At 54.7% G+C, this 21,105-nt stretch carries 17 protein-coding genes; 4 read left to right on the forward strand and 13 right to left on the reverse strand.

Annotation, left to right across the window (positions count from 1 at the left end):
• Positions 1–8: 8 nt before the first annotated feature.
• The 9 genes from nuoI to P0H77_RS14840 form a co-directional block, all read right to left on the reverse strand.
• Complete coding sequence (gene nuoI / locus P0H77_RS14800; RefSeq protein ID WP_103674365.1) at positions 9–551, reverse strand: NADH-quinone oxidoreductase subunit NuoI; 543 nt, start codon at positions 549–551, stop codon at positions 9–11.
• 14 nt (positions 552–565) lie between these two features.
• Positions 566–1,543, reverse strand: a complete 978-nt coding sequence (nuoH, locus tag P0H77_RS14805; protein WP_176920348.1) for an NADH-quinone oxidoreductase subunit NuoH — start codon at positions 1,541–1,543, stop codon at positions 566–568.
• Complete coding sequence (gene nuoG / locus P0H77_RS14810) at positions 1,540–4,266, reverse strand: NADH-quinone oxidoreductase subunit NuoG (RefSeq protein ID WP_276157602.1); 2,727 nt, start codon at positions 4,264–4,266, stop codon at positions 1,540–1,542. Before nuoG ends, nuoH begins: the two co-directional genes overlap by 4 nt.
• 30 nt (positions 4,267–4,296) lie before the next feature.
• Positions 4,297–5,634 (reverse strand): NADH-quinone oxidoreductase subunit NuoF, encoded by a 1,338-nt coding sequence (gene nuoF / locus P0H77_RS14815; protein WP_176920346.1) that lies wholly within the window; start codon positions 5,632–5,634, stop codon positions 4,297–4,299.
• Complete coding sequence (gene nuoE / locus P0H77_RS14820) at positions 5,631–6,131, reverse strand: NADH-quinone oxidoreductase subunit NuoE (RefSeq protein WP_103674369.1); 501 nt, start codon at positions 6,129–6,131, stop codon at positions 5,631–5,633. Before nuoE ends, nuoF begins: the two co-directional genes overlap by 4 nt.
• A gap of 2 nt (positions 6,132–6,133) precedes the next feature.
• Positions 6,134–7,936 (reverse strand): NADH-quinone oxidoreductase subunit C/D, encoded by a 1,803-nt coding sequence (gene nuoC, locus P0H77_RS14825; RefSeq protein ID WP_276157603.1) that lies wholly within the window; start codon positions 7,934–7,936, stop codon positions 6,134–6,136.
• A gap of 88 nt (positions 7,937–8,024) precedes the next feature.
• Positions 8,025–8,699, reverse strand: a complete 675-nt coding sequence (gene nuoB, locus P0H77_RS14830) for an NADH-quinone oxidoreductase subunit NuoB (protein ID WP_002913178.1) — start codon at positions 8,697–8,699, stop codon at positions 8,025–8,027.
• A 21-nt stretch (positions 8,700–8,720) separates the two neighbouring features.
• Positions 8,721–9,155 carry an NADH-quinone oxidoreductase subunit NuoA gene (nuoA, locus tag P0H77_RS14835; protein WP_103674371.1) on the reverse strand — a complete coding sequence of 145 codons (435 nt, stop codon included), beginning with the start codon at positions 9,153–9,155 and terminating at the stop codon, positions 8,721–8,723.
• A gap of 627 nt (positions 9,156–9,782) precedes the next feature.
• Positions 9,783–10,721, reverse strand: a complete 939-nt coding sequence (locus P0H77_RS14840; RefSeq protein ID WP_276157604.1) for a LysR family transcriptional regulator — start codon at positions 10,719–10,721, stop codon at positions 9,783–9,785.
• A gap of 930 nt (positions 10,722–11,651) precedes the next feature.
• On the opposite strand from P0H77_RS14840, the gene alaA reads away from it, so the two are divergent.
• A complete protein-coding gene (gene alaA, locus P0H77_RS14845; protein WP_276157605.1) occupies positions 11,652–12,869 on the forward strand; it encodes an alanine transaminase AlaA in 1,218 nt (405 codons plus the stop codon).
• An 87-nt stretch (positions 12,870–12,956) separates the two neighbouring features.
• On the forward strand, positions 12,957–13,556 hold the full coding sequence (gene yfbR, locus P0H77_RS14850) for a 5'-deoxynucleotidase (RefSeq protein ID WP_276157606.1): 600 nt from the start codon (positions 12,957–12,959) through the stop codon (positions 13,554–13,556).
• A gap of 171 nt (positions 13,557–13,727) precedes the next feature.
• Here yfbR and P0H77_RS14855 read toward each other — a convergent pair whose 3' ends face one another.
• The 4 genes from P0H77_RS14855 to yfbV all read right to left on the reverse strand — a co-directional run bounded on the left by P0H77_RS14855 (position 13,728) and on the right by yfbV (position 17,343).
• Entirely contained in the window at positions 13,728–15,560 is a 1,833-nt protein-coding gene (locus tag P0H77_RS14855) for an SLC13 family permease (RefSeq protein WP_276157607.1), read from the reverse strand.
• Between the two features lie 77 nt (positions 15,561–15,637).
• A complete protein-coding gene (locus P0H77_RS14860; RefSeq protein ID WP_276157608.1) occupies positions 15,638–16,297 on the reverse strand; it encodes a sugar phosphatase in 660 nt (219 codons plus the stop codon).
• A gap of 11 nt (positions 16,298–16,308) precedes the next feature.
• The gene (locus P0H77_RS14865; protein ID WP_276157609.1) at positions 16,309–16,803 is read right to left on the reverse strand and encodes a YfbU family protein; all 495 of its coding nucleotides are present in this window, start codon (positions 16,801–16,803) and stop codon (positions 16,309–16,311) included.
• A gap of 84 nt (positions 16,804–16,887) precedes the next feature.
• Positions 16,888–17,343, reverse strand: a complete 456-nt coding sequence (gene yfbV / locus P0H77_RS14870; RefSeq protein WP_276157610.1) for a terminus macrodomain insulation protein YfbV — start codon at positions 17,341–17,343, stop codon at positions 16,888–16,890.
• Between the two features lie 335 nt (positions 17,344–17,678).
• Between yfbV and ackA the strand changes: the two genes are divergently transcribed.
• Together ackA and pta are read left to right on the forward strand one after the other, a co-directional pair.
• Complete coding sequence (gene ackA, locus P0H77_RS14875; RefSeq protein ID WP_276157611.1) at positions 17,679–18,881, forward strand: acetate kinase; 1,203 nt, start codon at positions 17,679–17,681, stop codon at positions 18,879–18,881.
• 79 nt (positions 18,882–18,960) lie between these two features.
• On the forward strand, positions 18,961–21,096 hold the full coding sequence (gene pta / locus P0H77_RS14880) for a phosphate acetyltransferase (RefSeq protein WP_276157612.1): 2,136 nt from the start codon (positions 18,961–18,963) through the stop codon (positions 21,094–21,096).
• Positions 21,097–21,105 lie beyond the last annotated feature (9 nt).

A 21,105-nucleotide genomic window follows, 5' to 3' on the forward strand; every position in this document is an offset into this window, starting at 1 on the left:
CCCTCTCCTTACGGTAACAGGCCTTTGACGTCGATAGGCTTAGCTTCGTTTTCCGCTTCGCCCTTATCTTTGCCGTCGATTGCCATACCTGCCATCCGGTAGAAGTTATATTCCGGGTATTTGCCCGGACCGGAGATCAGCAGATCCTCTTTTTCGAATACCAGATCCTGACGCTTGTACTCGCCCAGCTCAAAGTCCGGCGTCAGCTGAATCGCCGTGGTCGGACAGGCCTCTTCGCACAGGCCGCAGAAAATGCAGCGTGAGAAGTTGATGCGGAAAAATTCCGGATACCAGCGGCCATCTTTGGTTTCCGCTTTTTGCAGCGAGATACAGCCTACCGGACAGGCTACCGCACACAGGTTACAGGCAACGCAGCGCTCTGAACCATCCGGATCGCGCGTCAGCACGATACGGCCACGGTAGCGCGGCGGCAGGTAAACCGGCTCTTCCGGATACATGCGCGTTTCGCGTTTGGCGAAGGCGTGCAGGCCGATCATCCAGATACTACGAACCTGGGTGCCGAAGCCCACTACTAATTCTTTTAAGGTCATGGTCTATAAGCCCCTTATTGCGCCTGCCAGAGAATGACAGCCGCCGTTACCAGCAAGTTGATCAGCGTCAGCGGCAGGCAAATTTTCCAGCCGAAGGACATTACCTGGTCATAACGCGGACGCGGTAACGATGCGCGGATCAAAATAAACATCATCATAAAGAACGCCGTTTTGATGGCGAACCAGATGAATGGCGGTAAGAACGGGCCCTGCCAGCCCCCGAAGAACAGGGTGACAATCATCGCCGATACAGTAACGATACCGATGTATTCCCCCACAAAGAACAGACCGAATTTCATGCCGGAATATTCAATGTGGTAACCGTCAGCCAGTTCCTGCTCGGCTTCCGGCTGGTCAAACGGATGGCGGTGACAGACCGCCACGCCCGCGATGGCAAAGGTCACAAAACCAAAGAACTGCGGAATGACGTTCCAGATGTCGGCCTGGTTATTAACGATGTCGGTCATATTGAATGAACCGGCCTGCGCCACCACGCCCATCACGGACAATCCCAGAAACACTTCATAGCTCAGGGTCTGCGCAGACGCACGCATCGCACCGAGCAGCGAGTATTTGTTATTACTGGACCAGCCGGCGAACAGCACCGCATAGACTGCCAGACCCGCCATCATCAGGAAGAACAAAATCCCGATGTTCAGGTCGGCCACTACCCAGCTGGGACTAACCGGCACGATAGCGAAGGCCAGCAGCAGCGAGGTGAAAGCGATCATCGGTGCCAGGGTAAAGATGACGCGGTCCGAGAATTTCGGGATCCAGTCCTCTTTAAAGAACATCTTGATCATGTCCGCGACCAGCTGGAGCGAACCGCCCCAGCCCACGCGGTTCGGTCCGTAACGGTTCTGGAACAGACCGAGCAGACGACGTTCGCCGAAGCTCATGAACGCGCCGCAGGTTACCACCACCAGCAGGATCACAACTGCTTTCAGGATGCTTAACAGAACATCAATAACTTCCGGTGTTAACCAGCTCATGCTTGTGCCTCCCGCAGATCCTCAAGACGTGCGCCAGCCAGTACCGGGGCGATACCCGGCATCCCCATCGGTAAGCCCACCTGCCCTGCCGTCAATCCTTCGGCAATCACCACCGGCAGGCTGACGGTCTGGCCTTCATAACTGAAGGAGACGTTGGCCCCGGCGTTAACGCCAAGTTTGGCTGCATCCGCCGGATTCAGGCGAATATAAGGCTGCGGCATACGCTGCTGGAACACCGGCGAACGCTGCGACATTTCATCGCTGCCGAACAGATGGTAGTAAGGCGCGATACGCCATTTCCCGTCTTCTGCCCGGAAGCTTTCCGGCACGCTGGCAAAGAAATCCAGCCCCGTTTCGGAGGCTTCAATCAGGCGCACGCCCGGATCGCCATGACGCAGATGCCCACCCACTTCGGCCTGGAACTTGTTCCACGCCTGCGGGGAGTTCCAGCCCGGTGCCCAGGCAAACGGAATTTGCGAGCGCGGCGCGGACGGCTGGTTGTTCCCTTCCATGGAGAAGGCGAACATAGTGTCTTTATCCTGCGGCTGACGCGGTTCATGCACGCTGATATTGGCGCGCATCGCCGTGCGGCCACTGTAGCGGTGCGGTTCACGCGCCAGTTTCTGTCCGCGAATACGAAACGCGGCATCCGGCGCAGCATCTTTAATGCCTGCCAGTTGCGGCATCGCCGCGATGGCCGCGTCAATGACATGGTCAAGCTGCGTCCAGTCCACTTCGCGATTTTCGACGGTGCTGTGCAACGAATGCAGCCAGCGCCAGCTTTCCAGCATGACGGTGCTGTTATCGTAATACGCCGGATCGTAAACCTGGAAGAAGCGCTGCGCGCGGCCTTCGTTGTTAATGACCGTGCCGTCGCTTTCAGCGAAGCTCGCCGCAGGCAGAACCAGATGCGCATAATCCATAATGGCGGTGCGCTGATGGTCAACCACCATCACCAGCGGTGCTTTGGCAAGCGCAGCATCAACGCGAGCGGCGCTGGCGTGACGATGCAGATCGTTTTCCAGTACCACTACCGCGTCTGCCGCGCCGGATTCCAGCTCGTCAAGCGCGTCGTCCAGCGAGCCGCCGCCAATCATGCCGAGGCCCATGCTGTTAACCGCGCGCGCAATCATGGTGATGCCCACGTCCGCGCCACGCCCGTGAAGTGCTTTCGCCACGTTGGCCGCCGCCTGGATCACATCCGCGCTGCCCGAGTTAGTCCCGGAGATAATCAGCGGTTTCTTCGCCCCCGCGAGGGCCTGTACCACGACGTCAATTTTGTTTTGCAGATCGCGATCGATACCGTCTACCGCCGGCGAATTGCTGTCCAGCGCGTTAGCGATGGCAAAGCCAAAGCGCGCCTGATCTTCCACCGGGGCACGGTAGGTCCATGCCGCGATGTCGTCCAGACGGGTGCTATCGACGTTGGTCACAAACAGCGGATGCTTCGCACGCTGGCCGATGTTCAGGATGGCGGCAATCTGCCAGTCGGCGACTTTCTGCGCCGCTGCCATTTCGCGCGCTTTACCCTTCACTGCCTGACGCACGGCCAGCGAGACGCGTGCGCCGGTCTGGGTAATGTCTTCACCCAGAATCAGCACCGCATCGTAAGATTCGATTTCACGCAGCGCCGGGGTACGGATGCCGCCTTCGCGCAGCACTTTCAGTACCAGTTCAAGGCGCTGCTGCTCGCCGCGCGCGATGCCGGTATAGAAGTTTTCCGCGCCGACCAGTTCACGCAGCGCGAAGTTACTTTCAACGCTGGCGCGTGGTGAGCCGATACCAATCACTTTTTTCGACTGGCGCAGAATATCCGCCGCGCCCTGCATCGCCTGTTCGGCGTTGAGGGTGATGACATCCGCGCCACGGCGCTGTACCGGCTGACGCGGACGGTCTTTCAGGTTCACGTAACCGTAGCCAAAACGACCGCGGTCACAGAGGAAGTAGTGGTTCACGGTACCGTTATAACGGTTTTCGATGCGACGCAGTTCGCCGTAGCGCTCACCAGGGCTGGTATTACAGCCCAGCGAGCACTGCTGGCAGATGCTCGGTGCAAACTGCATGTCCCACTTACGGTTATAACGCTCGGAGTGGGTTTTATCGGTGAACACGCCGGTCGGGCAGATTTCCACCAGGTTGCCGGAGAATTCGCTTTCCAGGGTGCCGTCTTCCGGACGACCGAAGTAGACGTTGTCGTGCGCGCCATACACGCCCAGATCCTGACCGTCGGCATAATCTTTGTAGTAACGCACGCAGCGGTAGCAGGCGATGCAGCGGTTCATTTCATGCGAGATGAACGGCCCCAGATCCTGATTGCGGTGGGTACGTTTGGTAAAACGATAACGACGGAAGCTGTGGCCCGTCATTACGGTCATATCCTGAAGGTGACAGTTGCCGCCCTCTTCACACACCGGACAGTCGTGCGGGTGGTTGGTCATTAACCACTCCACCACGCTTTCGCGGAACTGTTTCGCTTCTTCATCATCGATGGAGATAAACGTTCCGTCCGAGGCCGGCGTCATACAGGACATGACCAGGCGACCACGCGTGTCTTCCGCGTTTTGATATTGCTTCACCGCACACTGGCGGCAAGCCCCGACGCTGCCCAGCGCCGGGTGCCAGCAAAAGTAAGGAATATCAAGGCCGTGAGACAGACATGCCTGTAGCAGGTTGTCCGCACCGTTGACCTCGTATTCTTTGCCGTCTACATGAATCGTAGCCATTAGCATGCTTCCAAATTAAAAATCGTTAACTCACCAGCGCGCTTTCAGCAGGTTCGGCTGAATACCACCAATCACATGGGTATTGCTGAAGGTCTGCTTGATGCCTGCTTCGAATTCGTCGCGGAAATATTTAATCGCGCTTTGCAGCGGTTCGACCGCGCCTGGCGCATGTGCACAGAAGGTTTTACCCGGCCCGAGGAAACGACACAGTTGCTCAAGTGTCTCGATATCCCCCGGCTGGCCTTCGCCGCGCTCAAGCGCGCGCAGAATTTTCACGCTCCACGGCAGACCGTCGCGGCACGGCGTACACCAGCCGCAGGACTCGCGGGCGAAGAACTCTTCCAGGTTGCGCACCAGCGGCACCATGCCAATTTCATGGTCAACCGCCATCGCCAGCGCCGTACCCAGACGGCTGCCCGCTTTGCCGATGCTTTCAAATTCCATCGGCAGATCAAGATGCGCTTCGGTCAGGAAGTCGGTTCCCGCGCCGCCCGGCTGCCAGGCCTTGAATTTCAGCCCGTCGCGCATGCCACCCGCATATTCTTCGAGGATTTCGCGCGCGGTGGTGCCAAACGGCAGCTCCCAGACGCCCGGATTTTTCACCCGGCCGGAGAAGCCCATCAGTTTGGTACCCGCGTCTTTGCTGGTTGAAATGCCCTGATACCACTCCACGCCGTTGGCAAGGATCGCCGGTACGTTACACAGGGTTTCGACGTTATTGACGCAGGTCGGTTTGCCCCACACGCCGCTGCTCGCCGGGAACGGCGGCTTGGAACGCGGGTTGGCGCGACGGCCTTCCAGAGAGTTAATCAGCGCGGTTTCTTCGCCGCAGATATAGCGCCCTGCCCCGGTATGCACGAACAGTTCGAAATCAAAACCGGTGCCGAGAATATTTTTGCCCAGCAAGCCCGCTTCGGTAGCTTCAGCAATCGCGCGGCGCAGATTTTCCGCCGCTTCGATATATTCGCCGCGCAGGAAGATGTAGCCGCGGTACGCTTTCAGGGCGAACGCGGAGATCAGCATGCCTTCCACCAGCAGGTGGGGCAGCTGCTCCATCAGCAGACGGTCTTTATAGGTGCCGGGCTCCATCTCATCGGCGTTACACAGCAGGTAACGGATGTTCATGGATTCGTCTTTCGGCATCAGGCTCCACTTAAGACCAGTGGAGAAGCCCGCGCCGCCGCGACCTTTCAGGCCGGAGTCTTTCACCGCGTTAACGATATCGTCAGGGGCCATGCCGGAGAGCGCTTTGCGCGCGCCTTCATAGCCATTTTTGCTCTGATATTCGTCCAGCCATACCGGCTGCTTGTCGTCGCGCAGACGCCAGGTCAGCGGATGCGTTTCGGGAGTGCGTATAATGTTCTTCATTTATACTGCTCCAGCAGATCGGGGATCGCCTCCGGCGTCAGATGGCTGTGAGTATCCTCATCAATCATCATGGTCGGCCCTTTGTCGCAGTTGCCCAGACAGCAGGTCGGCAGGAGAGTGAAACGCCCGTCAAAGGTGGTCTGGCCCGGCTTGATATTGAGTTTTTTCTCAATCGCTGCCTGAATGCCCTGATAGCCAGTGATATGGCAAACCACGCTGTCGCAGTAGCGGATCACGTGACGGCCCACCGGCTGACGGAAGATCTGGCTGTAAAATGTCGCCACGCCTTCAACGTCGCTGGCCGGAATTTGTAAGACTTCAGCAATAGCGTAGATCGCGCCATCCGGCACCCATCCACGCTGCTTCTGAACGATTTTCAGCGCTTCAATGGACGCGGCACGCGGATCTTCATAGTGATGCAATTCATGTTCGATTGCTTCACGTTCTGCCGCACTCAGCTCAAAAGCCTCGGTCTGTGGTTGTTGATTTTCGTGCATAATTAGCGGTCCACGTCTGACATAACAAAATCGATACTGCCCAGATAGACAATAAGATCCGACACCAGGCTGCCGCGGATCGCCGAGGGGATCTGCTGCAGGTGCGCAAAGCTTGGGGTGCGCACGCGGGTGCGGTAGCTCATGGTGCTGCCGTCGCTGGTCAGGTAGTAGCTGTTGATCCCCTTGGTCGCCTCGATCATCTGGAAGGATTCGTTAGCAGGCATGACTGGCCCCCACGATACCTGCAGGAAGTGGGTGATCAGGGTTTCGATATGCTGTAGCGTGCGCTCTTTCGGCGGCGGCGTCGTCAGCGGATGATCCGCTTTGAACGGGCCTTCCGGCATGTTATTGAGGCACTGCTCAAGAATACGCAGGCTCTGGCGCAGCTCTTCAACTTTCAGCATTACGCGGGTATAGCAGTCGGACACCCCGCCGCCGAGCGGAACTTCAAAGTCGAAGTTTTCGTAGCCAGAGTAAGGACGCGCCTTACGAATGTCGAAGTCAATGCCGGTCGCACGCAGGCCCGCGCCGGTGGTGCCCCACTCCAGCGCCTCTTTGGCACCGTAAGCGGCCACGCCCTGGGCACGGCCTTTCAGAATGGTGTTGCGCAGCGCCGCTTTCTCATAGGACGCCAGACGTTTCGGCATCCAGTCGAGGAATTCACGCAGCAGACGATCCCAGCCGCGCGGCAGATCGTGCGCCACGCCGCCGATGCGGAACCATGCCGGGTGCATACGGAAACCGGTAATGGCTTCCACCAGATCGTAGATTTTCTGACGGTCGGTAAAGGCGAAGAACACCGGCGTCATCGCGCCGACGTCCTGAATGAAGGTCGAGATATACAGCAGATGGCTGTTAATGCGGAACAGCTCAGAGAGCATCACGCGGATGACATCAACGCGTTCCGGCACCTTAATGCCTGCCAGTTTTTCTACCGCCAGTACATAGGGCATCTCGTTAACGCAGCCGCCGAGGTACTCGATACGGTCGGTATACGGAATGTAGCTGTGCCAGGATTGGCGCTCGCCCATCTTCTCAGCGCCACGGTGGTGGTAGCCGATGTCAGGCACACAGTCGACAATCTCTTCGCCGTCCAGCTGCAGGATTATACGGAACGCACCGTGCGCGGACGGGTGGTTCGGGCCGAGGTTGAGGAACATAAAGTCCTCGTTTTCGGTACCACGCTTCATCCCCCAGTCTTCCGGCTTGAAGGTCAGCGCTTCCATTTCCAGATCTTGTTTCGCTTTGGTCAGCTCAAACGGATCGAACTCGGTGGCGCGCGCCGGATAGTCTTTACGCAGCGGGTGGCCGGTCCAGGTCTGCGGCATCATAATGCGCGTCAGGTGCGGGTGGCCTTCGATATCAATACCGAACATTTCCCAGGTTTCACGCTCGTACCAGTTGGCGTTAGGGAAAAGTTTGGTGAAGGTCGGCACGCGCAGGTCGTTTTCAGACAATGCCACCTTGAGCATGATATCGCGATTGCGTTCAATGGAAATCAGGTGGTAGAAAACGGAAAAATCCGCGGCGGGTAACCCGTCACGGTGCGTGCGAAGACGTTCGTCCATGCCGTGTAAATCAAACAGCATGACGTAAGGTTTTGGCAGTCTCTTTAAGAAATCGCCCACTTCCAGTAACTGCTCACGCTTAACCCAAACAACGGGAACCCCGGTGCGGGTCGCCTGAACGGTAAAGGCATCCGGCCCAAAACGGTTGCGCAGTTCGCCAATGACCGGGTCATCCAGATGGTCCCGGGTCTGCCATGCAGCGTCTTGCGCGGTTAAATCGGTCATAATGTTCACCATTGCAAATGGTCCGTGGTGACTGTCCGGCAGAGCTTCGCGCTATTTGTTTTGCTATGCGAAGATGTTGTCCTCTGCCGACAGGCGCAAATTAAATCTCGTCAGGCGTACGCAGATTAGTCACTGCAATACGTTCGCCGCGTTTACGCTCGCGTTCCGACTGCATGTTGGCGCGGTACACGCCCTGATCGCCGACCACCCATGACAGCGGACGACGCTCTTTGCCAATCGACTCCTGCAGCAGCATCAGTGCCTGCATATAGGCTTCCGGACGCGGCGGGCAGCCGGGGATATACACATCCACCGGGATAAATTTATCGACGCCCTGCACCACCGAGTAGATATCGTACATACCGCCAGAGTTGGCACAGGCGCCCATGGAAATAACCCATTTCGGCTCCAGCATCTGATCGTACAGACGCTGGATCACCGGGGCCATCTTGGTAAAGCAGGTTCCCGCTACCACCATGAGATCCGCCTGACGCGGCGAGGCACGCAGAACTTCTGCGCCAAAACGCGCAACGTCATGCACCGCAGTGAATGACGTCACCATTTCGACATAGCAGCAGGACAGGCCGAAGTTGTACGGCCAGATTGAGTTTTTACGGCCCCAGTTCACCATGTCATGCAGGGCGTGCTCAAGCTTGCCCATGTACACGCTTTTGTTAACTTCCTGCTCGAGGGGATCGGTTACAATCTCCTGTTTTTGCAGGGGGTAACGGTCGTTCTCACCGTTAGGATCTATGCGGGTGAGCGTATAATCCATCTTATTGCCTCGCTTCTGGCGTTAACGATTAGTGCGGTCTGTTTCCGGGTTCATCAGTTCACGGCGCGAACGTACAGGCGTCCAGTCCAGGGCACGCACACGAACGAGGTAAACCAGGCCAGCCAGCAGCACTAAAATAAAAATTGCAGCTTCTGCAAAACCTACCCAGCCACTTTCGCGGATTGAAGTCGACCATGCAAAGAGATAAAGGGCTTCTACGTCAAAGATAACGAAGAACATCGCGACCAGATAAAACTTGGCGGACAGGCGCAGTCGGGCAGTGCCGACTGAATCAATACCCGATTCAAAGGGGGTGTTTTTGTGCCTGGCACGGGCGCGGCCGCCAAGATACCAGCCGCCAACCAGCATTAAGCAGCACAGGCCGATGGCAACGACGAGAAATACAGCGAATGCCCAGTGATGAGCGATGACTTCAGTGGATGTTGACATACGCATTGCTTAGCTCAAAAGGTAGCACTAAAACCCCTGCTCTTAACGGCAGGTGAGCGCCACATCTGTTCATGGGGAGGAATAAAAAACCATACATTTACTGGGTAAATATTAAAACCGCTAAATGATGTGGTTTTTTACTCCTTTCTATAACCTTTTGTCAACTTTAACAAAAGTTTCTTCACATTAATTCACATCAAACACGTTTCATTAACATTTAGTGCCTTTTCCCCTGAAAGAAACCGGGTTCATTGTCAGGGTTTGGCGCTGTTGAATCGTGTCCGTCAGCGACAGAGAAATGTATTACCCTCCTATTTTGACAGGATTTTGCCGTAATGCCTCCCCCTAATGAGGAGTATTTTCTTGATCTGTGACACGCTTTTGTTAATCCAACCCTAAAAAAGGCAACAAATTTGCGGTAATTATTAACATTAGCCAATAGTCTGAAGAGAAAAAGGGTTATTCAACAATAAAGGTTAAACAAGGACTTAAGCGTGAAGCAGCCAGAAAACCAGCTGGAGACACGATCGGTGTACATTGACAATTGTTCAAAAAATAAACCACAGCGACGTTTTCTGTCGTCTGCGGTTTATTTTTACATTTACAATTTGTTACGGGATAACGCGGAAAGCGTTACTCGACATCCTCTTCAATGACGAGGTTTTTCTCTCCCCCTTCATAGGTAGGCAGCGGACTCAGCAAAGGACGTTGAGCGTCATACAATGTTCTGAAAATAGTATGCGCCAGCTCATTGGTGCTGTACGGGTTATAACAGAGCTGATAGTCCGTATCCGGTAATGAAGGTAATCCGTCGGCACGCCCTAATACCCGCAACTCCGGTCCCATCATTTCCACAGGTCGGGCGGTCACGCCTAACCCGGCTTTTACGGCACTCCTGACCGCAGAGAGCGTGGAGGCGACATAGGCAAGCCGCCATGGAATTTGGGCTTCATCCAGGGTGCGAATGGCCATTTCCCGGAACGGGCTCGGTTCATCAAGGATGACCAGCGGAATCGGCTCCGATTTCTGTAACATAAATTCCGCTGCACAATACCACAGCGTAGGGGAAGTCCGTAACATCTGACAGGCAAACTGCGACGGGCGTTCGGTGGTCAACATCAGGTCGACTTCCTGACCTTCCATCATGTCAACAAGAGTCGAGTTGTGCTTTATACGAATATCCAGCGCCAGCCGCGGCCAGGCTGAGCTAATACGGTTGAGCAAAAACGGCAACAGAATATCAGCAGATTCGCTGGATGCCCCGATAGTCAACTCGCCGTGTAAATCATTGAAGACCAGCGACGAACACGCTTCATCATTAAAACGCAGGATTTTGCGTGCGTAGCCCAAAAGCTGGATCCCCTGTTCGGTGAGCAGCTTATTACGACCATGACGAACAAAAAGCTCTTTTTCTACCAACTGTTCGAGCCGCTGCATCTGCTGACTGACGGCAGATTGAGTTCGACAAACCGCGACAGCCGCCGCTGCAAAGGTGTTGCAATCGGCGACCGCCACAAAGGTTCTCAGCAGATCGAGGTCGAGATTAATTATCGGACGATTTGCGTTAATCATATTTTTCCACTTACAGGCTGCTCGCAACTGACCTGCCTGGATTGATGCTGTGCTCAAAAAGTCAGGCAATTCCATTTATACCCACCCGACAGGTTTGTCCTGCACAGGGGATCTGAACGAGCGTTATTGCAAATACATACCTGCTAACACTCAGCAGGCTCCCTGGCTATATTTTGAAATGCAAAAGTAAGAAAGAATATTCACGCCGGGCATTTATAGATAACGTCAGCCATAAATACTTCACGCCTGCAAACTACCGTGCAATACGGTTTGTGACCGCTTTGCACGATATTCCTTACTATATTGCAAACGAAACATAAGCAATAACAACGTAATAAAGCATTTTCACATGAAGGTCATGGCCGCGACTGGCACGCCCCCAGACTATTCATACTGGTATCTTAACCGAAAAATTCTTCGGTTATAAGAGCATCTACGAATAATCTTACAAAGATCTTTTTCGTCGTCGGAATTCACTTTATTCAATTAACATTTACTTAAGCTGAATCATAAATAATAAAGAACCTTTAATTATCTAATGAATATTTTATTAACAATATTTAACACCAAATTCACATAAATGGTTTCATATATTAGAGATATATTGCTCAGACAAATAAATGACACCGTTGGACAGTACAGAAGATATGCGCTTGCTTAGGGCGGTCTATGAGTGCGCTTAGCCACCGATTTTCAGCATAAAATAGAGTTCTGTAAGCGGAACAGCAGACATAAATCACCCCCTTTACTATTACATTAAAGGTTAATAGCGTTTATATGATGTAAAGCAGCAAGAATGCGCGGGCTGAAAACCGCTATTTCGCGAAATCTTCATCTATAGACCCTTCAAAAAACGCCCTGTGGGGAGTACATTATTCGGTAACGCTTCCACGGCAGGGAGTGGTACTCATCGCTAAAAGGTCAAGGTTCATGTCCCCCATCGAAAAATCCAGCAAATTAGATAATGTCTGTTATGACATCCGTGGCCCGGTTCTGAAAGAGGCAAAACGTCTTGAGGAAGAGGGTAATAAAGTTCTGAAGCTTAACATTGGTAACCCAGCCCCTTTTGGCTTTGAAGCACCCGATGAAATTCTGGTCGACGTGATCCGCAACCTGCCGACCGCGCAGGGCTATTGCGATTCAAAAGGGCTGTATTCCGCACGTAAAGCCATTATGCAGCACTATCAGGCGCGCGGTATGCGCGACGTCACCGTTGAGGATATTTATATTGGTAACGGCGTGTCTGAACTGATTGTGCAATCTATGCAGGCGCTGCTCAACAGCGGCGATGAGATGCTGGTTCCGGCTCCGGATTACCCGCTGTGGACGGCGGCTGTCGCGCTCTCCAGCGGTAAAGCCGTACACTATATTTGCGACGAATCCTCCGACTGGTTCCCGGATCTCGACGACATTCGCGCCAAAATCACTCCGCGCACCCGCGGGATTGTCATCATCAACCCGAATAACCCAACCGGCGCGGTGTATTCCAGAGAGCTGCTGCTGGAGATCGTCGAACTGGCACGCCAGCATAATCTGATTATCTTTGCTGATGAAATCTACGACAAGATCCTCTACGACGAGGCAGAGCATCACTCTATTGCCCCGCTGGCTCCGGATTTACTGACCATCACTTTTAACGGGCTGTCAAAAACTTACCGTGTGGCGGGTTTCCGTCAGGGCTGGATGGTGCTGAACGGGCCGAAGAAACACGCGAAAGGCTATATCGAAGGGCTGGAGATGCTGGCCTCCATGCGCCTGTGCGCCAACGTTCCGGCGCAGCACGCGATTCAGACCGCGCTCGGCGGCTATCAAAGCATCAGTGAATTCATTCTGCCGGGCGGACGGCTTTACGAGCAGCGCAACCGGGCCTGGGAACTGATTAACGATATTCCTGGCATCTCCTGCGTTAAACCGAAAGGCGCGTTGTATATGTTCCCGAAAATCGACGCCAAACGCTTTAATATTCATGACGATCAGCGCATGGTGCTCGATTTTCTGTTACAGGAAAAAGTATTGCTGGTCCAGGGCTCCGCCTTTAACTGGCCGTGGCCGGATCACTTCCGCATCGTGACGCTGCCGCGCGTGGACGAACTGGAAATGGCACTCGGCAAATTTAGCCGTTTCCTTTCCGGCTATCATCAGCTTTAATTTCGCCTTCTCTGGCCGCCGGGGTTTGCATCCGGCGGCCCTCTCAGCGCACAATGCCCTTCACTGTTGTTGTTCAAAAGGGTCACCATGAGCCAGAGTCATTTCTTTGCCCACCTCTCCCGCCTGAAGTTAATTAACCGCTGGCCGCTGATGCGCAATGTGCGCACCGAGAACGTTTCTGAGCATAGTTTACAGGTTGCGATGGTTGCTCACGCGCTGGCGGCGATCAAAAACCGCAAGTTTAACGGCACGCTGAACCCCGAACGTATTGCGTTGCTGGCAATGTACCACGATGCGTCGGAAGTGCTGACCGGCGACTTACCGACGCCGGTGAAGTATTTCAACTCGCAAATTGCCCAGGAATATAAGGCAATTGAAAAGATCGCCCAGCAAAAACTGGTGGATATGGTGCCGGAAGAGCTGCGCGATATTTTTGCCCCGCTGATTGATGAGCATCAGTACAGCGAAGAGGAGCGGTCCATCGTCAAGCAGGCCGATGCGCTGTGCGCGTATTTAAAATGCCTCGAAGAGTTATCTGCGGGGAATAACGAATTTTTGCTGGCGAAAGGCCGCCTGGAAAAAACGCTGGAAGTCCGCCGCAGCGAGGAGATGGATTATTTCATGCAGGTGTTTGTGCCAAGTTTTCATTTGTCGCTGGATGAGATTAGCCAGGACTCGCCGCTGTAACCGGAGTATCGCCCACAGCATTGGCCCGGTGCACACGATGCCGGGTGGCGCTGCGCTTACCCGGCCTACGGTATATTACCCGGACTTACGCCTGCAAATTAAGTCAGTTTAAGGCCGGGTAAGGCGAAGCCGCCACCCGGCAAAACTGCACAATGCCCCAGCCGCCCTCCGTCAGAACGGAAACAGCACCGGGATAAGCAGCACGCAAACCACCATTACCAGCACGGTAAACGGTACGCCGATTTTAACGAAATCGCTAAAAGTGTATTTCCCTGGCCCAAGCACCAGCGTATTGACCGGCGAAGAAACCGGGGTCATAAAGGCGGCTGAAGCCGCCATCGCCACCATCATGGCAAAAGGATATGGCGAAACGCCCATCGATTTGGCCGCGGCCAGCGCGATGGGGGCCATTAGTACGGCGGTGGCGGTGTTCGAAATAAACAAGCCGATTACCGCGCACATGATAAACAGGCAAATCAGCATAAAATACGGTCCCCTGCTGCCGCCAAGTTCCATCAATCCTTTCACCACCAGATCGATACCCCCCGTTTTTTGCAGCGCCAGCGCAAAAGGCATCATGCCGATGATCAGGATCACACTCGGCCAGTGAATCGCTCTGTAGGCGCTGGCGGCATCAATACAGCGAAACTTCGCCATCAGCAGGCAGGCAATAATGGCTGCCACCGGGTTGGGGATTTCATCGGTCAGCATCAGGGCTACCATCAGCATTAAACAAAATACCGCGTGCGGAGCCTGGCTGTGTGCAGGAGACGCGTCGCTCTCCTCTACAGGCATGTTATGTACCACAAAGTCGCGCCCGGTTTGTGCCAGCTGGCTTATCTGCCGCCAGTTTCCCACCACCAGCATAATGTCGCCAACCTGCAAAGGTTCATCGACCACCGCCCCTTCCATGGCAACGCCGTTGCGCTTCAGGCCGACGATATTCAGTCCATAGCGAGTACGAAAAGCCATCTCGCGCACCGTTTTACCCACCCGCTCAGAATCAGGGATCAGCGAAATTTCCGCCATGCCGACATCCAGCGCCTGCTCGGAGAAATACTCCCCGCGCAAAATCATCGGTTCCAGCATTTGCTCGCCGCAGAACTGGCGTAAATCGACGTCCGCCGCCGACATATCAATCAGCAGGACATCACGGGCACGAAACTCGGAAACCCCGTTAACATTGACAATTACCCGCCGGAAACGTCGCCAGCGCTCCACGCCAATCACGTTGGCACCGTATCGCTCACGCAGTTTAAGATCGTCCAGCCGCTGTCCGACCATCGGTGAACCGGGACGAATGGCCAGCCGCCGCGCCCGTCCCGTCAGATGATAAGCTTTGATTAAGTCACGAAACGATGAGCGTTTGCTGCTCTCGCGCAGGGGATCCTGTTTTTCGCCGTTCAGCATAAAGCGCATCAGCAGCATGTAAATCACGCCCAGCACCAGCACCACCACGCCAATTGGCGTGACGCTGAAAAAGCCAAACCCGTCCATGCCTGCACGCAGCAATTCGCTGTTGATCACCATGTTCGGCGGCGTGGCCACCAGCGTCATCATGCCGCTAATCAGCCCGGCAAAACTTAGCGGCATCATTAGCCGTGAGGGGGAGGTTTGCATCCGGGTGGCGACGCTGAGCACCACCGGAATAAAAATGGCGACGACGCCCGTCGAGCTCATGAATGCCCCCAGGCAGGCGACGGTGAGCATCAGGTAGACCAGCATTTTGATTTCGCTGTTGCCAGCGACTTTGATTAGCCACGCCCCCATACTGGTCGCCACGCCGGTACGCACCAGCCCGTCGCCAATGATAAACAGGGCCGCAATCAGGATAACGTTCGGATCGCTGAAGCCGGAAAAGGCTTCTTCCGTCGTTAACGTGCCGCTCAGAATAAACGCCACGATCACCAGCAGCGCCACCGCATCCATGCGAATTTTACCCGTGGCGAACAGAATGATCGCCACCGCCAGAAGACAGAGAACCCAGATTAATTCACCGTTCACAACATATCCTTGTCAGCCCAGGGGAATTCTTATAGTGCCATAAAAAAGCCCCGCAGAAGCGGGGCTATATCATGAGATCAGGCGTTAATGCTTACCCTGACCGTACTATCGGGTTGTTTTTGCACGACAACGTTGGCAAGCGTGTTGAGATTAAAATCGACTTCATTCAGTCGTGGCATATCCTGGGGAACGTTTACCGCCATCACGCGACACCCGGCGGCCAGACCAGAAAGCACGCCAGCGGCAGCATCTTCCACCACCATGCACTCCTGGGGAGCCAGACCCAGCAGCTCAGCGCCGAGCAGATAGGCATCCGGCTCCGGCTTGCCGCGTTTCACGCGTTCGGCGGTGACAAACACCTCTGGCATCGGTAAACCCGCCGCTTTATGACGCGCATGGGCGACAGGAACGGAGCCTGAAGTCACAATGGCCCATGGAATATGATGTTGCTCAAGCGTCTTCAGCAGCTCCAGCGCCCCCGGTAACGCCACAATACCGTTAGTGTCGGTGGCTTCAATGCGCTCAAGAAGGGTAAATTCAGCAAGAATTTCTTCTTCCGGTCGTCCCGCCAGAAAGTGACGCAGGGAGGTGATCGCCTGCTTACCATGGATGTAATTCAGTATTTCATCATGGCTGATGCCAAACCGATCTGCCCACTGGCACCACGATCTTTCCACCACGGGAAGCGAATCGACCAGCGTCCCGTCCAGATCAAACAGAAATCCTTTGCACAGCACAGCACTCTCCCTCAGGCGTTGATGATTTGGTTAATCTCGTTGCTGCTCAAATGATACTGCCGCGGGCAGTTATGCCAGGCGCTCAGCATACGCTGATATTTTTCCCACATCGGAGTTTGCGCATTGAAACCGTGAGTTCCCGCGTCGAAATGGGTATAGCGGCCTTCGGTATTGACCATAAAACGGACGTAGCTGAGGTAGCGCGCTTCGGTCGCCGCATCAAAGCCGAGAAAGGTCACGCGACGCTCGTCGATGGTGTCCTGATCTTTGAGATTGTCCCAGGAGACGCGCAGCGCGTGGTACATCTCCATAATATCAATGATCGAGCGGCAGGTTTCTTCAGTGAGCTGGCCGAATTCACGATCCAGTTCGCGCATTTGCAAGCCGTAGCCACGCTCAATGATGGTTTGCAGACGACGATAGCGTTCGGCATTATCCGGGTCGAGCATGGTCATCATTTTGTACTGATTAGACAAAATCAGGCGTTGAGCGTTGGTCATTTCCATTTCTGACTCCTTTAGCACTTCTCGGCGTTAAAAAAAGAGGCACATTATTTATGTGCCTTCTTTTATATGCGTAATTGGAGGGTATTACAAATCATCCAGGAAAGTTTTATCCAGTTGTTTGAAGGCGCGCTTAAGCGTGTCAGCTAATGCCTGGTAATCCGGTTTGCCTTCGACTGGCGCAAGCGCCTGCCCGGATTCCTGAAGTTTCCCACGCACTTCATAAAACCAGTTTAAAATAGAAGGAGGGAGCGGCGTGACTGAGCGTTTACCCAGCCACCATAGTCCCTGCATTGGCAGGCTGATGGCAAAAATGGCCGTGGCGACCGCAGGCCCAAGTTGCCCACCCAGCGCGATTTGCCAGCAAAGGGTGAAGATAGCAATGGGAGGCATAATACGAATACCGAAACGTGTCGCCCGGATCGCCCGATTTTCAACAAACACCGGCGCGAGGCGTTTTTCCATCGGCCACGTCTTTGCGTAGTGCTGACCCCGACGAAAATGGCTGAAGAATCCCGACGGGCTGATTTCTGGTGTCGACATGGCTCTACCTCAACTTCACATATAAAAATTAAAAAATTTGTGCAAAACAACAACTGAGTACGGCATCGTTCAAAACATTTTGTCACGGGGGCCCGGTATCAGGTATCCTGTGCCCGCTGAGATGGCCTTAGTCCCCATTCTCTGGCTTGTCAACTTGTCGTAAAGCCAGCTGTTGGCTGAAAATTACGCAAAATGACATAGACTCAAATGAATTTCTTCCATCGTGCCCGAAAAGCGATTTGAGCATGATGTTAATCATAAATGTCAGTGTCGTCATGCGCTACGCTTTAGACTCCTGACGTTTTTTTAGCCACGTATCATAAATAGGTACTTCCATGTCGAGTAAGTTAGTACTGGTTCTGAACTGCGGTAGCTCCTCACTGAAATTTGCAATCATTGATGCAGTCAACGGTGACGAGTACATTTCTGGTTTAGCCGAGTGTTTCCATCTTCCGGAAGCACGTATTAAATGGAAAATGGACGGCGGTAAACAAGAAGCGGCTTTAGGTGCAGGTGCCGCTCACAGTGAAGCGCTGAACTTTATCGTTAATACTATTCTGGCACAAAAACCAGAACTGTCCGCTCAGTTGACCGCAATCGGTCACCGTATCGTTCACGGCGGTGAAAAATACACCCGTTCCGTAGTGATCGACGAGTCGGTGATTCAGGGTATCAAAGATTCCGCCTCTTTTGCACCGCTGCATAACCCGGCGCACCTGATCGGTATCGCTGAAGCGCTGAAATCCTTCCCGAATCTGAAAGATAAGAACGTTGCCGTATTCGATACCGCGTTCCATCAGACTATGCCGGAAGAATCTTACCTCTACGCCCTGCCGTACAGCCTGTATAAAGAACACGGCGTTCGTCGCTACGGTGCACACGGCACCAGCCACTTCTACGTGACTCAGGAAGCAGCAAAACTGCTGAACAAACCGGTTGAAGAACTGAACATCATCACCTGCCACCTGGGCAACGGTGGTTCTGTTTCTGCTATCCGCAACGGTAAATGCGTTGATACCTCTATGGGTCTGACCCCGCTGGAAGGTCTGGTCATGGGCACCCGTTCTGGTGATATCGACCCGGCAATCATTTTCCATCTGCACGATACCCTGGGTATGAGCATCGAACAGATCAACAAGATGCTGACTAAAGAGTCTGGCCTGCTGGGTCTGACCGAAGTCACCAGCGACTGCCGCTATGTTGAAGATAACTACCAGGCCAAAGAAGACGCGAAACGTGCAATGGACGTTTACTGCCACCGTCTGGCGAAGTACATCGGTTCCTACACGGCGCTGATGGATGGTCGTCTGGATGCGGTTGTCTTCACCGGGGGTATCGGTGAAAACGCGGCGATGGTACGTGAACTGTCCCTCGGCCGTCTGGGCGTACTGGGCTTTGAAGTTGACCACGAGCGCAACCTGGCTGCCCGCTTCGGCAACACCGGTTTCATCAACAAGGAAGGCACCCGCCCTGCGGTGGTGATCCCGACTAATGAAGAACTGGTCATTGCGCAAGACGCCAGCCGTCTGACTGCCTGATTCACCTCACCGCCAGCCAATGCTGGCGGTGCTGTTTTATCTCCCGCCCACACCGGGTGGTAACGAAAGAGGATAAACCGTGTCCCGTATTATTATGCTGATCCCGACCGGAACCAGCGTCGGCCTGACCAGCGTCAGCCTCGGCGTGATCCGCGCTATGGAACGTAAAGGCGTGCGCCTGAGCGTGTTCAAACCTATCGCGCAACCGCGTGCCGGTGGCGATGCTCCTGACCAGACCACCACTATTGTGCGTGCAAACTCTGGCCTGCCAGCGGCTGAACCGCTGAAAATGAGCCACGTTGAATCTCTGCTTTCCAGCAATCAGAAAGATGTGCTGATGGAAGAGATCATCGCTAACTACCATGAAAGCAGCAAAGACGCTGAAGTTGTGCTGGTAGAAGGTCTGGTACCGACCCGCAAACATCAGTTTGCCCAGTCGCTGAACTACGAAATCGCCAAAACGCTGAACGCCGAAATCGTGTTCGTGATGTCTCAGGGTACCGATACCCCGGAACAGTTGAAAGAGCGTATTGAGCTGACCCGCAGCAGCTTCGGCGGCGCGAAAAATGCCAGCATCACCGGCGTTATCGTCAACAAGCTGAATGCGCCGGTTGACGATCAGGGCCGTACCCGTCCTGACCTGTCCGAAATTTTTGACGATTCCACCAAAGCGCAGATCGTGAAAATCGATCCGGCGCAGCTGCACGGCTCGCTGCCGGTGCTGGGCGCGGTGCCGTGGAGTTTCGATTTGATTGCCACGCGTGCTATCGATATGGCGCGTCACCTGAATGCCACCATCGTTAACGAAGGCGACATCAATACCCGCCGCGTGAAATCCGTGACCTTCTGTGCACGCAGCATCCCGCACATGCTGGAACATTTCCGCCCGGGCTCACTGCTGGTGACCTCCGCTGACCGTCCTGACGTGCTGGTTGCCGCCTGTCTGGCCGCCATGAACGGCGTTGAGATTGGTGCCATTCTGCTGACCGGTGCCTACGAAATGGACCCGCGCGTCAGCAAACTGTGTGAACGCGCATTCGCCACCGGCCTGCCGGTATTCATGGTGAACACGAACACCTGGCAGACCTCGCTGAGCCTGCAGAGCTTCAACCTGGAAGTGCCGGTTGATGACCATGAGCGTATTGAGAAAGTGCAGGAATACGTTGCCAGCTATATTAACGCCGACTGGATTGAGTCTCTGACCGCAACGTCAGAACGCAGCCGTCGCCTGTCTCCGCCGGCATTCCGCTATCAGCTGACTGAGCTGGCGCGCAAAGCGGGCAAACGCGTGGTGCTGCCGGAAGGCGACGAGCCGCGTACCGTTAAAGCCGCGGCTATCTGTGCCGAACGTGGTATCGCGACCTGCGTACTGCTGGGTAACCCGGATGAAATCACCCGCGTTGCCGCGGCTCAGGGCGTGGAACTGGGCGCTGGCATCGAAATCGTCGATCCGGACGTGGTACGTGAAAGCTACGTTGCTCGCCTGGTTGAGCTGCGTAAGAGCAAAGGCATGACCGAAGCCGTTGCCCGCGAACAGCTGGAAGACAACGTGGTTCTCGGCACCCTGATGCTGGAGCAGGACGAAGTTGACGGTCTGGTTTCCGGTGCGGTGCATACCACTGCCAACACCATCCGTCCGCCGCTGCAGCTGATTAAAACCGCGCCGGGCAGTTCACTGGTGTCTTCCGTGTTCTTCATGCTGCTGCCGGAACAGGTTTATGTTTACGGTGACTGCGCAATCAACCCGGATCCGACTGCAGAGCAGCTGGCTGAAATCGCTATCCAGTCTGCGGATTCCGCGATTGCCTTCGGAATCGAACCGCGCGTGGCGATGCTGTCCTACTCCACCGGCACCTCTGGTGCAGGCAGCGACGTAGAGAAAGTACGCGAAGCAACGCGTCTGGCGCAGGAAAAACGTCCTGACCTGATGATCGACGGCCCGCTGCAGTACGACGCCGCGGTAATGGCAGACGTTGCGAAATCCAAAGCGCCGAACTCCCCGGTTGCCGGGCGCGCTACCGTGTTCATCTTCCCGGATCTGAACACCGGTAACACCACCTATAAAGCGGTACAGCGTTCTGCTGACCTGATCTCCATCGGGCCGATGCTGCAAGGGATGCGCAAGCCGGTGAACGACCTGTCTCGTGGCGCGCTGGTTGACGATATCGTCTACACCATCGCTCTGACCGCGATCCAGTCTTCACAGCAGCAGTAATCCTGCTTA

Source organism: Superficieibacter sp. HKU1 (assembly GCF_029319185.1).
In the GTDB taxonomy this organism is placed as follows: Bacteria; Pseudomonadota; Gammaproteobacteria; order Enterobacterales; family Enterobacteriaceae; genus Superficieibacter.

What these genes read in the sequence shown, in the direction of transcription:
- yfbR (WP_276157606.1), top strand. Translation starts at nt 12,957, where the DNA reads ATGAGCCAGAGTCATTTCTTTGCCCACCTCTCCCGCCTGAAGTTAATT.
- P0H77_RS14840 (WP_276157604.1), bottom strand. Translation starts at nt 10,721, where the DNA reads ATGATTAACGCAAATCGTCCGATAATTAATCTCGACCTCGATCTGCTG.
- nuoI (WP_103674365.1), bottom strand. Translation starts at nt 551, where the DNA reads ATGACCTTAAAAGAATTAGTAGTGGGCTTCGGCACCCAGGTTCGTAGT.
- nuoH (WP_176920348.1), bottom strand. Translation starts at nt 1,543, where the DNA reads ATGAGCTGGTTAACACCGGAAGTTATTGATGTTCTGTTAAGCATCCTG.
- P0H77_RS14865 (WP_276157609.1), bottom strand. Translation starts at nt 16,803, where the DNA reads ATGGAAATGACCAACGCTCAACGCCTGATTTTGTCTAATCAGTACAAA.
- nuoC (WP_276157603.1), bottom strand. Translation starts at nt 7,936, where the DNA reads ATGGTGAACATTATGACCGATTTAACCGCGCAAGACGCTGCATGGCAG.
- nuoF (WP_176920346.1), bottom strand. Translation starts at nt 5,634, where the DNA reads ATGAAGAACATTATACGCACTCCCGAAACGCATCCGCTGACCTGGCGT.
- nuoG (WP_276157602.1), bottom strand. Translation starts at nt 4,266, where the DNA reads ATGGCTACGATTCATGTAGACGGCAAAGAATACGAGGTCAACGGTGCG.
- alaA (WP_276157605.1), top strand. Translation starts at nt 11,652, where the DNA reads ATGTCCCCCATCGAAAAATCCAGCAAATTAGATAATGTCTGTTATGAC.
- nuoA (WP_103674371.1), bottom strand. Translation starts at nt 9,155, where the DNA reads ATGCGTATGTCAACATCCACTGAAGTCATCGCTCATCACTGGGCATTC.
- nuoB (WP_002913178.1), bottom strand. Translation starts at nt 8,699, where the DNA reads ATGGATTATACGCTCACCCGCATAGATCCTAACGGTGAGAACGACCGT.
- yfbV (WP_276157610.1), bottom strand. Translation starts at nt 17,343, where the DNA reads ATGTCGACACCAGAAATCAGCCCGTCGGGATTCTTCAGCCATTTTCGT.
- ackA (WP_276157611.1), top strand. Translation starts at nt 17,679, where the DNA reads ATGTCGAGTAAGTTAGTACTGGTTCTGAACTGCGGTAGCTCCTCACTG.
- nuoE (WP_103674369.1), bottom strand. Translation starts at nt 6,131, where the DNA reads ATGCACGAAAATCAACAACCACAGACCGAGGCTTTTGAGCTGAGTGCG.